Source organism: Paenibacillus sp. FSL L8-0502 (assembly GCF_038593055.1).
GTDB classification, from domain to species: Bacteria; Bacillota; Bacilli; order Paenibacillales; family Paenibacillaceae; genus Paenibacillus; species Paenibacillus polymyxa_D.
On record NZ_CP151958.1, the window covers coordinates 3,605,077 to 3,619,954 of the forward strand.

Consider the following 14,878-nt stretch of genomic DNA (forward strand, 5'->3'; position numbering starts at 1 on the left):
CTGCGTATAGCACAGATTACTGATCCATGTTTATCCTTTACGCACAGCCTGGGTCACTGAGTCCTCCACCTTAATGCAACGGTCCATAATAACCGTCATTCCATGCTCCTGCGCAATGTCAGCGGCTTCCTGGCTTATAATTCCCTGTTGAAGCCACAAAACCTTAGCTCCAATAGCAGCTGCTTCACGCGCAACCTCTGCACAGTATTCACTGCGGCGGAATACATTGACCAGCTCCACAGGCTCAGGTACTTCAGCAAGACTGGCATAGCAAGTCTCCCCAAGAATCGTTTGCCCTGCCGCCGCAGGATTAACCGGAATAATCCGATATCCCCGTTTCTGCATGGCATAAGAAACCATGTATGAGGTACGGTCCGATTTATCAGACAAACCAACAACCGCTATATTGCCTACTTGTTCCAAAATGGTTTTAATCTCTTCTCTCGACGGATTTTCAAAAGCCATCCTGTTCCCTCCTATTCGCATCTTCGTTTGTTTTTATTTTACCCATTCTACAGAAGCACCAAGCGTCGTTAGATGGTCAAAATACTGCGGATACGATTTGGCGACATGATGTGCGTCCTTAATCACTAACGGCTTCTGTGCGCGCAAACCAACAATCGTCAAGGCCATAATAACACGGTGATCAAAATGCGCATTAATTTCCACGCCACCTTCGACACCCTCCGGTCTGCCATGTACGATAATTTCCGCTTGGCGTTCTTCTACCTGAGCTCCAGCCTTGGTCAGCTCATTCAAATAATCGGTAATGCGGTCACATTCCTTATATCGTAAATTTTCCACGTTATAAAAACGGGACGTGCCTTCAGCAAATACAGCCGCAGCCACCATTGCGAGCACAGCGTCTGTTGCAGCATCACCGTCAAATTCGACAGCTTTCAATCGACCATTGCCCTTCACAACGACGGTATCGTTCTCATGTGTCAGTGGTACTTCCATCATGCGCAGCACATCTACGATAGCGCGTTCTCCCTGTTTGCTCTGCTCCTTAAGACGATGGATGGTAACATCGGAATTCGTTACTGCAGCAGCCGCCAGCACCGCTGCACTCCCTGGATAGTCTCCCTGTACCGTATACGTACGTGGCTGATAGGATTGCCGTCCCGGGACACGGAAAAACATGTAATCATCGCTTGCATGAATGATAATACCAGCCTCTTGCAATACCTCCAGAGTCTGCCCAATGACCACCTTGGATTTCAAATCATGCAGCACTTCGATTTCACTGTCTTCCTCCAGTAAAGGCGTAAGGAATAGCAGGGCGCTCAAATATTGTGAGCTAACCGAGCCGGACACCTGAATTTTACCGCCTTTCGCCTGACCACCCTGAATACGAATTGGCAACTTACCTTCACGATGGTCTACTTTCACACCCAATTGCCCCAGTGCATCGATTAGATCATCATGTGGTCTTTTGCCCAATGAGTCGGGATATGTATTAACAAATGTAACATCCGGACATAGAGATGCAATACCCATCAAAAAACGGAGCACCGCTCCTGCATTTCCCACATTCAATTCCTTCACAGCTTGAGGATGGCTACCAAAACCTGTAATAACTATTTTTTCATCATCCTCTTCCAGTACTGCACCCAGATCGGCGATACAACGACGCATAGCATCACTGTCTTCACTATGGGCAGGATAATAAATGGTACTTTGTCCCTCAGCAAGTGCCGCAGTGAGCAGATAACGAGTAGTGTAGTTTTTAGAGGACAGGGCCCCAATCTCTCCTTGCAAGGAAGGGGTAGGTCTAACGATAACATCCATAATGTACATGCTCCTTTTCGGTTCAACCATCCTATTATACGTTAATTATACAAGTTGTAGCTCATTTCTCCACCCAAAAAAATAAGAAATATTAATCTAGGTCACCCGAGTGAATCCCGTCGGTTATTTAATCTATACCTGCCTTCAGGATTAAGCCGATTGACAGCCTAGAGATAGCTTAGCTATCATACATAGAGTGTGTGTGACATTTTGCACACGTCAAAAACATACGTAGCACCCATTATATATCAGAAAAGAGGTCCGGCCATGACGCAAATCGCCCTGATTGAACCTTCTGAGTTGCGCGCACGTCTGCAAGCAGGAGAGCAATTGCAACTAATTGACGTCCGCGAAGCGGAAGAAGTAGCGGAAGGCATGATTGAAGGTGCCAAGCACATTCCGCTCGGACAGCTTCCGGGTCGTCTTGAAGAAATTGAACGCACCGGTGAAATTATCTTTATTTGCCGGAGCGGTTATCGCAGTGAACGAGCCTGCGAATATCTACAGCAGCTAGGTTATGAAGGCTGTACTAACATGACTGGCGGCATGCTGCAATGGTCACAGGAGCAATAGAATACCTACTTCACAAAAGAGACGGGAACCTTCCCGTCTTTTTTGTTTTAACTCAAAGCTTAGACGCGGTAATGCATTAAAATATTTTGTCCCTATCATAACATAGCGCCAAAAGATTACACAATCCTCTACTGCCATCATAATCGTATCCATAATTATAAATTAAAAAACGGAAGCTTCTTCTACCCATAGGGCAAAAAAGCTTCCGTTGTATTACATAATGCTATTCATACATATCCGTTCGTTCATTAGAACCATTGATGATGGAATACGCCTTCTTTGTCCACACGTTTGAACGTATGGGCACCAAAGTAGTCACGTTGTGCTTGCAACAGATTTGCTGGCAAACGCTCAGTGCGGTAGCTGTCATAGTATGCAAGCGCGCTGGAGAAACCAGGCACTGGAATACCTTGGGATACAGCCACGGAAATCACTTGACGCCATGCATCTTGATACGTTTCAACTACATTTTTGAAGTAAGAATCCAGCAACAGGTTTTTCAAGGCAGGATCGCGGTCATATGCATCCTTGATATTTTGCAGGAATTGCGAGCGGATAATGCAACCGCCGCGGAAGATCATAGCAATTTTTCCGTATTTCAAATCCCAATCATATTCATCGGAAGCTGCACGCATTTGAGCAAAACCTTGAGCATAGGACACAATTTTACTTGCAAACAGTGCTTTACGTACGCTTTCGATAAATTCTTTCTTGTCGCCACTGAAGGACTCAGCATTAGGACCGCTCAGCACTTTGCTTGCCGCAATGCGCTCGTCTTTCATAGCAGACAAGAAGCGGGAAAATACAGATTCAGTAATCATGGACAATGGCACACCCAGATCCAAAGCGCTTTGGCTTGTCCATTTACCTGTACCTTTTTGACCTGCAGCATCCAAGATAACATCTACCATTGGCTTGCCTGTTTCAGCATCGTACTGGGAGAAGATGTCAGCTGTAATTTCGATCAGGTAGCTGTCCAGTTCCCCTTTATTCCATTCCGTGAAGATTTCATGCAGCTCTTCTGCATTCACGTTTAGGACTGATTTTAACAGGTGATACGCTTCACCGATCAATTGCATGTCACCGTATTCGATACCGTTATGCACCATTTTTACATAGTGACCAGCACCGTCGGGACCGATATATGTACAGCATGGGTCGCCTTCCACTTTAGCAGAGATTGCCGTTAGAATCGGCTCTACCAGTTTATAGGCACTTTCTTGTCCACCCGGCATGATCGCAGGACCATTCAAGGCACCTTCTTCACCACCGGACACGCCTGTACCAATAAAGCGAAGTCCTTTTTCCTCCAGCTCCTTGCTGCGGCGCTGTGTATCAGGGAAGTAGGCATTGCCTCCGTCTATAATAATGTCGCCCTTGTCCAGATGAGGCACAAGCTGTTCAATCGTGGCATCTGTAGCTTTACCAGCTTGAACCATGATCAGGATTTTACGGGGCGATTCCAATGAGTTCACAAATTCTTCAATGGAGAAAGTACCCGTCAGTTTTTTACCTTCTGCTTCTTTGATAAGATCGTGCGTTTTTTCTGGAGAACGATTAAAAACCGAGACAGTGAAGCCTCTGCTCTCAATATTAAGGGCTAAATTCTTACCCATTACCGCCAGGCCGATCACACCAATTTGCTGTTTTGCCATCTGGTTCCTCATCCTTTGCAACATATTTTGTCTTCTATATCGCCGCTTTACCGCATTACACTTTATGTGAATCGGAATACGTGCACTTCTATTTTAACGTTTTTGGTGTAAGAAGTGAACCCCTGTCTATTCACAGATGAAAACACCCCATTTACATGAGGTGTTCAGATGTACTACGCTTCCATCATCAGCAGTTGGTGGGATAGCGTTTGCAGGCGCTCATGGCAATTCCCGATTTCAGCCTTATCTCCATCTGTCATCGCTGTGAACAGCTTCTCCAATGCATCGTCCACTTCCATTTTAAGCAGCAGCAGTCGGGTTTCTCCTTCATTGGAAGCGTACATATCCTCCATTTCCTGTGCTGACAGCACCGGTCCCTTCTGATAAATAACACGCTGCTTAAAGCCTGTAACCTCGACCAGACGAATGACCTCACCAAACAAAATATTTTCTACTAAAATATGATGGTCCTTGACTCTTTTGACAATGGCATGGCCCCGGGTGCTTCCAATCAGCTTCTCCAGCCACTCAGCCAGCTTGGCATCGCGAATTACATAATCTCCAGCCAGCTTGTAGTGTCCTGTGCGCAATTGTTGAAAACGGAGCTTCACCAGCTTGCGCCCGGTTCTCACCGACAAAACCAGATACGACTCATCCTCGCTCCAGTACAGCGAATACCCTTCCGATATCAAATCCTTGATCAGATTATGGATATGCCGACGGCTAAACCGGAGCTCTAGATTGCAATATTCTACCTCACAGCCCTTGTTCACGGCATTCCCTCCTTTTTCAAGTCCGATTCAAGAAGTCCGGCTACAGCAAGCCTGCGGCTTTCCCGCTTGATCTTCCCTTGCTCTATTTTATACTTCATTTTATGTAAGGGTACTTGGTTATTTGACCTATTTTTATGAGTAACAGCGCACAATCCTACTTTTGCCTTATATGCTTGTACCGAGCCTGGCCTAAAGTCGGTCAAGCCCGCTGACATTATGCTATAATCGGACATATTACGCCACACGACATGGCTTAACCCATTTACAGGAGGAAAAGGAATGACATTTAGTGGATTTACTGCAAAGGACTTCGATGTTTTTGAAATACCGGGGTTGGAGCCTCGTATGGAAGTGCTGATTCAGCAGATTCGGCCCAAGCTGGAAGCGATTGGCGAGGAATTAGCTCCATTTCTAACAGACTTATGTGGGGAGCCTATGTATGTTCACGTTGCCAAGCATGCACGACGCAAAGTCAATCCCCCGATAGATACATGGGTAGCCTGGGCGGCAAATAAGCGCGGGTATAAGGCGTTGCCCCATTTCGAGGTAGGTATGTTTGCTTCCCATATTTTCGTCATATTCGCAGTCATTTATGAAAGTCCCAATAAAATAACGTTTGCCCAGGCGCTTGAAGCCAACCTGAGCGATGTGCGCTCTAACATACCGGGCCATTTTTACTGGTCCATGGATCATATGGCTCCAGAAGGTACAGAACAGCAGCACATGGACACTGAAGAGTTTCAAACGATCATCCACAAGCTGCAACAGGTAAAAAAAGCCGAGGTCATGTGTGGGCTCCGTATTGATCGTAATGACCCTCTCGCCAGTGACGGAGCAGCATTGCTGCAGACGGTGCGTTCCACCTTTGAGCATTTGCTGCCGCTGTACCGAATGTCTTTCTCAAAAGAGTAGCCCTCGCTGCTTTTCAAGGCGCTGTTCAGGCCTCCACAGTCTTCCTGCGTGGATTCCGCGCCAGAGCCAAGTGGCAGCCAAACATGAGCAGCATCACGACCCCACTGATGATAAATGGAGCTGTGTGTCCAGCACGGTCCCATAGCACTCCTGAAACGAGCGGGCCTATAACCATGCCGGAGCCTTGAAGTGTTAAAAAAAAGCCCCATACCGTTGCTCGCTCGTTTTCCGGAATCAGTCGGGCAAGAAACGTGTTCCATGCAGGCAAAATGAGCGCATATCCCAAACCAATAAGCGCTACGGATACAAACACCAGCGGAATAGATCGAACGATTGAGAAGAAAAACAGCGTAATTCCGGCTAACAAAAAGCCAACATGTAGAAAATACTCCGTTCCAAGTCGGTCGACCAATTTGCCGCAAGGGATCAGTGCCAGCACAGTCACCCCACCGCCTGCAATCAGGAGCACGCTGTACAAGTTCGGTGAAATCCCAAGGTCCGTCCGAGCGTATAGCGTAAGTACTGGGCTGATCAAACCGATAACAAAAGACTGCAAAAACAGCGCCGGGTAAATTAACGGATTGACGTTAAGCTTTGTTTTGAGTACGCCGATCGTCTCTTGGATTCCCCTTAGAGTCCCCCGCTTCTGCTTTATGTACCCATCAGACGACACTAGAGCGCTCTGTTTGAGGTCATCTTTGTCAGCAGACCTTTTCGGTCCTGGCAGCATCAGAGCAACCAACAACAACACAATACTGCATCCTATCAACATCATGAACACCATGCCGTAAGAATGTCCATAGTGGGATATGGCGAAGTTCATAATGAGCGGGCCCAATCCCGTTCCGCCCATAGACGCAATTTCCAGTGTACCCATCGCCGCGCCATTGCTGTTATTAGGCCCGGACATTTCAGTCGTTCCGGTCATAACACAAGGCCAGAGCGGAGAAGTACCTAGACCGAGCAGCAGACACGCGACGACGAGCCACACAGGCTCTGTCAGTACGCTCAGCATAATAATCGCTACAAGCGTAAACAACAGCGCGGTCGACATCGTTCCACGGTAGCCGAGTCGTTCAGCCATCCAGCCCGCCGGTGCCCGAAACGCGTTGTCTCCAAAATACTGAAGTGAAAAGGCCAAACCAATAATCCCGGCCGACAAACCAAGCGTTTCTCCCATATATACCGGCAGGATGGATACCAGAAGTGATCCTTTCATAAATTCGACCAGAAATACCAAAACCCATAATTTAGTAAAGAAAGGAACCCACAACCGCTGCGGAGCTTTTTTTCGTCCTATTTGTCTCATCTAATCCACATCCTCCACCTTCATTTTTTGGCTATAAAGACCGGGTTCTCCGCCTACTCCACTCTTTCGCAAATAAATGCGCCCTCAATCGCTTGCATTCCTACTTTAAACTGCTATACTCAATTTTGTTCTATTATCACTTGCACAGGATTGTCGAAATCCTGCACGAAAGGTTGTGACAACACTAATGAATCAAAGCAACACCCCGCTTTTTACTGCTTTGAAAAAGCATGCTCAGAGCAACCCGGTTCAATTTCACATCCCAGGTCATAAAAAGGGAGTGGGAGCAGATTCGGAATTTCGCGAATTTATGGGGGATAATGCCTTTTCCATAGATATGATCAACATCGCTCCATTGGACGATCTGCATCAGCCTTCAGGCGTCATCGAAGAAGCTCAAAAGCTTGCAGCAGAGGCCTTCGGAGCTGATTATACGTATTACAGTGTACAGGGGACAAGCGGAGCCATCATCACCATGATTATGTCGATTTGCATGCCTGGTGATAAAATTATTGTACCCCGAAACATACACAAATCTATAATGTCTGCCATTATCTTCGCTGGTGCGAAGCCGGTATTCATTTCTCCAGTCAGTGATGAGAATCTCGGTATTCACCACGGGGTTACAACCAAGTCCGTACGCCGGGCATTGGAACGCCACCCTGACGCCAAGGGCGTCCTTGTTATCAACCCGACATATTACGGTGTGTGCGCCGATTTGAAGGAAATTGTAGATCTCGCTCACAGCTATAATGTGCCGGTCCTGGTCGATGAGGCTCATGGAGTACTGATTCATTTTCACTCTGATCTACCGATGTCCGCCATGGAGGCGGGAGCAGACATGTCAGCTACAAGCGTTCACAAGCTGGGTGGTTCCTTGACTCAAAGCTCAATCCTGAATGTAAATACGAAAAACGGATTCGTTAATCCGCAGCGTGTACAAACGATTTTCAGTATGCTGACAACAACGTCGACTTCGTATATTCTGTTGGCTTCGTTAGACACATCCCGACGTAATCTGGCCCTTAACGGTCATGAAATAGCACAACGCGCCCTTGATTTGGCTGAATATTGCCGCTCAGAGGTTAACAAGATTGAAGGGCTATATTGCTTTGGTAGTGAAATTCTCGGCACGGAAGCTACCTACGATTATGATCCAACCAAAATTACGGTTCATATCCGCCATTTGGGCCTTACCGGATACGATGTGGAAAATTGGCTGAGAGATCACTATAATATCGAGGTTGAACTTAGCGATATGTACAATATTCTTTGTTTGGTGACCCCTGGGGATACCAAAGAGGAAATTGAAATTTTGTTGAAAGCTCTGCGTGAGCTGGCTTCTCTGCACTATTCCACAGGTCAGGAGCATGAGCTGGTTGTAAAGATACCAGATATCCCTCAGCTCTCCCTCATTCCAAGAGACGCTTTTTATGGAGATACGGAAATCGTGCCCTTCAAGGAATCTGCTGGTCGCATTATTGCAGAATTCATTTATGTGTATCCACCGGGTATTCCGATCTTACTGCCAGGAGAAGTTATTTCGCAGGACAATATTGATTATATTGTTGATCATGTAGAAGTAGGCCTGCCTGTTAAAGGACCTGAGGACCGAACAGTACATCAGGTGAAGGTTATCGTCGAGACTGACGCTATTTCATAATATTGATCGGACAACACATGCTTACAAAATATGTTGATAGTTAACAAAAAAAGCCCCTATTTGGGGGCTTTTTTTTCTTGAAGAGCTTATAACAGCTGCTATTTCCAATTCTATTCGTATTGGGCAACAAGCTCGCTATATGCAGCTTCTACACGTTTCCACTCATCTTCGTCCTCAATATTGTAAAGCACCATTTCTTCGTTTTCTTCTTCCATACGAAGAATAATGCCATCCGCTTCGGGATTGCCTCGCTCAAGCAGAAGAGCATAAACGTGATCTTCTACATCAAAGGTCTCTACCAGCACCATTTCTACATCTTTACCATTTTCATCAGTTAGCGTAAGAACCATTTCTTCATGTTCGTGGTCATGATCGTGGTTGCAGGCTTCACCGTGTTCATGTTTGTGATCACTCATGGAAATACCTACCTTCAAATTGTTTTATTTTCCCCCGTATCGTAACATGATCAAGGGTGCAGGTCAATTTGTGGTATGCCTAATTTATCGCTGTAATGACTTTTTCGGACACCAAGGTATAGCTGCCGTCTTTGCTCTCTTTAATATAGAAACCAACCCGGTAATTCCCTGCTGTTTTGAAATCATACGTAAAGTCGTTCGTACGGAACCAGAAGTTATCCTTTTGCGCTCCTTTGATATCTTGAGACTGAATATCCTTCACGTTGCCCGAAGGGTCGGTGATCGCTACCTTCACTCCGGAGATATCTGTTTTCAAGGTATCAATTTGACTAAATACATTAAATTTCACTTTATTGCCTTTATTCACGTTACCAAACACAGTATCTCCCTTGAACAGGAACATATGCACGTTAGGCTGGTCGAAAACAACTTTTCCACCGGATGGATCAAAATTTACAAGTCCGTTAAAATCACGGATGGGCACATAAGTCTTCCCATCAATGACAACTGCACCATCTTTTGACACCTCTCCATTAATAATCAACTGCACTTGGTCCTTGGCGGATTCCGCCGAAATGGCGGTCCCTCCCATTATTGAAAAGGCCATCATTAGGGCCATCACTCTTCTCCATTTCATCACTACTAATCCCTCCATCGTCATCTGTTAAAAACCTTCTGTCGTACATTTATACCTAGCTCAGCCGCACAAGTTGCGCTGTGTTTCACAAATTGTCCAAAGTTTTTACAGAAGGAGCCAAATCTTTAGTTCCAGCAGCATAGGTGGTAAAATACGACTGTAGAATGTCCTAGTACACAAAGTCTGGAGGATAGATCCATTATGAGCCTAACGATACAAATGCTTGGCACAGGCAGTGCCTTTGCCAAACATTATTACAACAACAACGCGCTGCTGGACAGCGGAGAAGGCAAACTGCTAATCGATTGTGGTACAACCGCTTCGTTAGCATTACACCAAATGCGCGTTCCTTTGCCTGATATTGACGCCATTTTAATCACACATATTCACGCAGATCATGTCGGAGGTTTGGAGGAATTCGGTTTTCAAATGAACATTCTCCATCGTCGCAAGCCTCTACTTTATATCGCCGAACCCCTAATCCACCCTTTATGGGAGCATACACTCAAGGGCGGGATGTCACAGCAGGGTATGATTGACAAGCTTGAAGATGTATTCGAGGTAAACGTAATAACGCTTGGTGTGCCCACTACATTAGTATCCGGTATCCAGGTGGAGCTGATCCCTACACGGCATATTCCTGGTAAAAACAGTTATTCCTTATTCATAAATGACCGACTTTTTTATAGTGCAGATATGGTTTTTGACCCTGATTTGCTTCATCATCTGGTGCATGAACGAGGATGTCGGAGTATTCTGCATGAGGTTCAATTACAAGGTGCCGGAGAAGTCCATACGACGTTGAACGAGCTGCTAAGCTTGGCGCCATCTCTTCAAGAGCGGATTCATTTGATGCACTATAGTGATGATATGGAACAATTCAGGGATAAAGCTGGCGTCATGTCCTTTCTGGAACAGCAACGATTATATCAACTTGCAGAGTTGGAACGTGCAGAGTAGCATGCTAAATACAGCTTAACAATTAACAAAAAGCCGCCTGGCTATCCTTTGTAGGAAAGCCAGGCGGCTTGCTAGTTCTTGAATATATTGATGAACTTGCATTCTAATGTTGCGAGTTAAGGTCAGAACAATGGCAGTTGATCCAGGTTATTAGAAGGATCTCCGTCGGCATCTCCCCGAATTCGTTTGCTGCCATCCTTGGCCTTGAAAACGTTAACGCCTGCAATTGAGCCTGTCTCAATCTCATTCAAAGCTTGGCTATAATCTAAAATTCGACCGGTAGATGTCTGAAAAGACGTAAGGTCGCCATCCCCGTTTTTACGTACTGCTGTAATTTGCTCCCGTTCTGTATTAGCCATGCTGTATCGCTCCTTATCCATAATATAGTGGAGGAACTTTTACTAGCATGCGCATTGTACAGATTTGTATGCACCTTGCGCTGCCGACTACAACTTTTTGCGCATACGAACATGCGGTATTCCCGCATCGTCAAAAGGTTCATCGGAGATCGTCTCGTAGCCAAGCTTTTCGTAAAACTTCTCGGCTTGACATTGGGCATCTAGCAACGAGTATCTTAACCCCAATTCACGTGCACGTTCCTCCAGTGCTAGCAGTAATACACGTCCATAGCCTGCGGCACGATGCTCCTTGAGAACGGCAATACGTTGCATTTTAGCTGTATCTTCCTCATAGTATGTCAACCGACCAGTGGCCACCATTTCACCATGTTCACAAATTAGCAAATGATGGGCCGTATCTCCCAGCTTGTCATAATGGTCAATTTCTAAATCGAGAGGAACCTTTTGCTCATCGACAAACACTTTGGTACGGATCGATATTGCCTCCTGTAGCTGCTCCTCTGTTGTTACACTTATAATTTCTGCGGCCATCACCTGTTCCCCCTATCATTAACTCCAAATTCGAATTATATATATAAATGGTCATGAAGTACAGGCTGACTTCTATTTTTTCACTTTACATATATGGTTAATACATGATATTATCTAATAACCGAAGGACGGTAGCTCAGCGGGAGAGCATTATCTTGACAGGGTAAGGGTCATGGGTTCGATCCCCATCCGTCCTATTCGTCAAAAGCCTTGATATTCAAGGCTTTTTTGTTTGTCTAGAGATAAATCCAGTTATCCTGTTTTTTAATCAAAATGATACTTATAAGATAAAAAAGCCGCCCGGAAAGATAGGGTCGACTTTTCTGTATACTCAGATCGTTGTAATTTAACAATGTCATTTTTTCTTCAGCAAAGCTTTTCACCTTAATCCTTCTATTTATATAGAAGAAAAAAAACAGGACCTCAGCACAATACGCATAGAACTCTTAGATTACGATATAAACCGCCCCGCTCTCACCGTCAATCTCCGTCGGGTAAGCAGTCACACATCCAGTATCTGGCTCTTGCACCCGGCCAGTGGAAAGGTCAACTTTCCAGTCATGGAGCGGACAATGGATTGCTGAGCCACATATCATTCCTTCGGATAACCGTCCCCCTTTGTGCGGACAACGATTCTCAAGTGCATGCACGCTGCCATCGCTCAGACGGAATACAGCTATTTCTGTATCATGAATGCGAACTGTCCTTGCTCCACGTCGGTCAATTTCGTTCAAATTAGCTATTCTGATTCTGTTGGTTGTCGTATTGGTCTCCATTTTGTCAGCCCCCTATTCCATTACTGGCTTAAGTTCCGGCAGCTGCACAAAATTTTTGCGCAGCTCTTCGTTGTGAATAATTTCGTGCCACGGATCAGTCGTCGTGCTTAATGTCTCTTCAATTCTGGTCACCAGTTGCTTCCTCGTCTCTGCATCCGAAAGTGCCTGTTTGATGGATTCCACTCCGACCCGTTCCAACCAATGGGCTGTGCGTTCGTTCCAATTGGCCTGCTCACGATAATACTGCAGATAGGCACCGGTCCATTCCATCACTTCATCCTCGGTTCTAACGGTACAAAGTAGTTCAGCTGCCCGAACCTTGATACCCCCGTTACCTCCAACGTAGATCCCCCAGCCACCGTCAATAGCAACGACGCCCAAATCCTTGATCGTCGCTTCAGCGCAGTTACGCGGGCAACCGGACACAGCCAGTTTGACTTTGGATGGAGCATTCAGACGTTCAAATGCCTTTTCCAACCGGATGCCCATCCCCATAGCATCCTGAGTGCCAAAGCGGCAAAAGGTGTTACCTACACACGTCTTAACCGTTCTCAAAGTCTTTCCGTAGGCATATCCAGACGGCATATCCAACTCGGCCCAGATCCCTGGCAAGTCCTCCTTTTTCACACCAAGCAGGTCAAGACGTTGGCCACCCGTAAATTTGACCAGAGGCACATTGTATTTCTCCGCGACAGCAGCAATTTTCTTCAGGTCGGCAGGTGATGTAACTCCTCCATAAATGCGGGGCACGACAGAATAGGTGCCATCTTTCTGTATGTTGGCATGGTACCGTTCATTCGTGAATCTGGATTCCTTCTCATCCTCATAATCCAGTGGCCATAGCATACCTAGATAATAATTGAGGGCCGGCCGACATTTCGTACAACCTTCCGGTTCGTTCCATCCCAGCACATTCATCACTTCTTTGACACTCTTCAATCCCATCTCCCGAATGCCATCAATGATCGCTTCCCGGTCAAGCGTCGTACAACTACAAATCCCCTCTTTCATTGTTTCTCCGGCTTCTGCGCCTGCGTATAACTGTAAGAGTCCCTCCACTAATGGCTTGCAGCCGCCACATGATGCCGATGCCTTTGTGCATGCCTTAATATCCCCGACACTCCGGCAGCCAGCCGCAACCGCCTCTCCAATGTCACCCTTGGATACACCATTACATCCGCATACAATTTCGTCATCAGGCATCTGCTCCAGCATCATGGTGCCACTAGCTTCTGGTTGACCAGGATTGAAGCCAAGTAATAACTCTTTCTCTCGGCCAACCACCGACTCGCCACTTTTGATCAACGAAAACAGCATAGCTCCGTCAGACGTATCCCCAAACAGAACGGCTCCGACCAGTTTTTCTTCCTTGATTACGATTTTTTTGTAGACGCCACCAATATCATCCTGATACCGCAGGGAACGTGTTCCCGGTTCATCCTTGTAATCCCCTGCTGAAAACACGTCGACACCCGATACCTTCAACCTTGTCGAGGTAACAGAACCACTGTAGCCGGGAGTCTCCATTCCCGCGAGTCGCTGAGCCAGTACACCACCTTGCTCATATAATGGAGCAACCAGCCCGTAAGTGATTCCCCGGTGTTCTGCACATTCGCCAACGGCGTAGATGCCGGGGATGTTCGTTTCCATGTGATCATTTACGATGATCCCGCGGTTTACAGGGATTCCCGCCGACACCGCCAGTTCAATGTCTGGTTTGATGCCTACCGCCATAACGATCAGATCCGCTTCCAGCTCGCTGCCATCGGCAAATTTCAACCCTTCCACGCGGCGACGCCCTGTTATAGCCGCCGTCCGCTTATTGACCAGAAATGTCATTCCCTGCTCCTCCAGCTCGCGCCGTAGCAGAAGGGAAGCAGCCTCATCCAGCTGCCGATCCATAATATATCCGTTAATATGAATAACTGTGACGTCCATCCCCAAGTTAAGCAGCCCCCTGGCTGCCTCTAGTCCAAGCAATCCGCCACCGATGACGGCTGCTTTTTTGTGCGTCTTCGCCGTCTCCATCATCGTTTCACAGTCACGAATATCCCGGAAACCGATAACACCATCCTTGTCGGCCCCTGGAAGCGGCAGAATAAAGGCTTTAGAACCCGTTGCCAACAACAATAAATCATAAGAGATGCATACGCCGGAGCGTGATGTCACCTGCTGCTTTTCCGTGTCGATAGCTGTGACAGGATCATCGGTATACAATCGAATATTGTTGTCTTCATACCAACTCCAGTCGTTGATGACAATATCCTGCAAACCTGCCCCTCCCGCCAGAACGGAAGACAGCATGATCCGGTTATAGTTTGGATGGGGCTCGGCCCCGAATACCGTAATCTCATAGCTACCTGGTGCAAGCTTCAGCAAATGTTCGAGAGTGCGTATCCCCGCCATTCCGTTGCCGATCAACACTAACTTTTGGATATTGTTCATCAGGTCACTCCCCTTCCATTGGTATCCTCAAAACATAAAAAGCCTGCTTCACATATGGGGATTCAAAATATCCCCCCA

Annotated in this window: 15 protein-coding genes and 1 tRNA gene; 5 read left to right on the top strand and 11 right to left on the bottom strand. The window is 46.6% G+C overall.

Annotation, left to right across the window (positions count from 1 at the left end; translation table 11 throughout):
• Positions 1-30: 30 nt before the first annotated feature.
• Both NSQ57_RS15555 and aroA read right to left on the bottom strand, forming a co-directional pair.
• Positions 31-465: a CoA-binding protein gene (locus NSQ57_RS15555; RefSeq protein ID WP_029517656.1), complete on the bottom strand. Its 435-nt coding sequence runs from the start codon at positions 463-465 to the stop codon at positions 31-33.
• Positions 466-498: 33 nt separating this feature from the next.
• Positions 499-1,791, bottom strand: a complete 1,293-nt coding sequence (gene aroA / locus NSQ57_RS15560) for a 3-phosphoshikimate 1-carboxyvinyltransferase (protein ID WP_165150279.1) — start codon at positions 1,789-1,791, stop codon at positions 499-501.
• Between the two features lie 267 nt (positions 1,792-2,058).
• Between aroA and NSQ57_RS15565 the strand changes: the two genes are divergently transcribed.
• The gene (locus NSQ57_RS15565; protein ID WP_010345522.1) at positions 2,059-2,364 is read left to right on the top strand and encodes a rhodanese-like domain-containing protein; all 306 of its coding nucleotides are present in this window, start codon (positions 2,059-2,061) and stop codon (positions 2,362-2,364) included.
• A 248-nt stretch (positions 2,365-2,612) separates the two neighbouring features.
• Here the strand turns inward: NSQ57_RS15565 and gndA are convergent, their stop codons facing one another.
• A complete protein-coding gene (gene gndA, locus NSQ57_RS15570) occupies positions 2,613-4,019 on the bottom strand; it encodes an NADP-dependent phosphogluconate dehydrogenase (protein WP_013310934.1) in 1,407 nt (468 codons plus the stop codon).
• 173 nt (positions 4,020-4,192) lie between these two features.
• Positions 4,193-4,792, bottom strand: coding sequence for a hypothetical protein (locus NSQ57_RS15575; RefSeq protein WP_039270817.1), 600 nt, complete (start codon positions 4,790-4,792; stop codon positions 4,193-4,195).
• A 279-nt stretch (positions 4,793-5,071) separates the two neighbouring features.
• On the opposite strand from NSQ57_RS15575, the gene NSQ57_RS15580 reads away from it, so the two are divergent.
• Entirely contained in the window at positions 5,072-5,704 is a 633-nt protein-coding gene (locus NSQ57_RS15580; RefSeq protein ID WP_165150291.1) for a DUF1054 domain-containing protein, read from the top strand.
• 25 nt (positions 5,705-5,729) lie between these two features.
• On the opposite strand, the gene NSQ57_RS15585 is transcribed toward NSQ57_RS15580, so the two are convergent.
• Complete coding sequence (locus NSQ57_RS15585; RefSeq protein ID WP_165150293.1) at positions 5,730-7,013, bottom strand: MFS transporter; 1,284 nt, start codon at positions 7,011-7,013, stop codon at positions 5,730-5,732.
• Positions 7,014-7,200: 187 nt separating this feature from the next.
• Between NSQ57_RS15585 and NSQ57_RS15590 the strand changes: the two genes are divergently transcribed.
• Positions 7,201-8,676 (top strand): aminotransferase class I/II-fold pyridoxal phosphate-dependent enzyme, encoded by a 1,476-nt coding sequence (locus tag NSQ57_RS15590; RefSeq protein ID WP_029517663.1) that lies wholly within the window; start codon positions 7,201-7,203, stop codon positions 8,674-8,676.
• A 110-nt stretch (positions 8,677-8,786) separates the two neighbouring features.
• Here NSQ57_RS15590 and NSQ57_RS15595 read toward each other — a convergent pair whose 3' ends face one another.
• Together NSQ57_RS15595 and NSQ57_RS15600 are read right to left on the bottom strand one after the other, a co-directional pair.
• On the bottom strand, positions 8,787-9,092 hold the full coding sequence (locus NSQ57_RS15595) for a DUF1292 domain-containing protein (protein ID WP_007431055.1): 306 nt from the start codon (positions 9,090-9,092) through the stop codon (positions 8,787-8,789).
• Positions 9,093-9,171: 79 nt separating this feature from the next.
• Positions 9,172-9,729 (bottom strand): hypothetical protein, encoded by a 558-nt coding sequence (locus tag NSQ57_RS15600; protein WP_013310940.1) that lies wholly within the window; start codon positions 9,727-9,729, stop codon positions 9,172-9,174.
• Positions 9,730-9,930: 201 nt separating this feature from the next.
• Between NSQ57_RS15600 and NSQ57_RS15605 the strand changes: the two genes are divergently transcribed.
• Positions 9,931-10,689, top strand: coding sequence for an MBL fold metallo-hydrolase (locus NSQ57_RS15605; RefSeq protein WP_340932583.1), 759 nt, complete (start codon positions 9,931-9,933; stop codon positions 10,687-10,689).
• Between the two features lie 122 nt (positions 10,690-10,811).
• Here NSQ57_RS15605 and NSQ57_RS15610 read toward each other — a convergent pair whose 3' ends face one another.
• Positions 10,812-11,048 carry a DUF3892 domain-containing protein gene (locus NSQ57_RS15610; protein ID WP_029517665.1) on the bottom strand — a complete coding sequence of 79 codons (237 nt, stop codon included), beginning with the start codon at positions 11,046-11,048 and terminating at the stop codon, positions 10,812-10,814.
• 87 nt (positions 11,049-11,135) lie between these two features.
• On the bottom strand, positions 11,136-11,579 hold the full coding sequence (locus NSQ57_RS15615; protein ID WP_029517666.1) for a GNAT family N-acetyltransferase: 444 nt from the start codon (positions 11,577-11,579) through the stop codon (positions 11,136-11,138).
• Positions 11,580-11,704: 125 nt separating this feature from the next.
• Between NSQ57_RS15615 and NSQ57_RS15620 the strand changes: the two genes are divergently transcribed.
• Positions 11,705-11,776, top strand: a tRNA-Val gene (locus tag NSQ57_RS15620).
• A 249-nt stretch (positions 11,777-12,025) separates the two neighbouring features.
• Here NSQ57_RS15620 and nirD read toward each other — a convergent pair.
• The gene (nirD, locus tag NSQ57_RS15625) at positions 12,026-12,355 is read right to left on the bottom strand and encodes a nitrite reductase small subunit NirD (RefSeq protein WP_029517667.1); all 330 of its coding nucleotides are present in this window, start codon (positions 12,353-12,355) and stop codon (positions 12,026-12,028) included.
• A gap of 12 nt (positions 12,356-12,367) precedes the next feature.
• Positions 12,368-14,800: a nitrite reductase large subunit NirB gene (gene nirB / locus NSQ57_RS15630; RefSeq protein ID WP_342425003.1), complete on the bottom strand. Its 2,433-nt coding sequence runs from the start codon at positions 14,798-14,800 to the stop codon at positions 12,368-12,370.
• Positions 14,801-14,878: the final 78 nt, after the last annotated feature.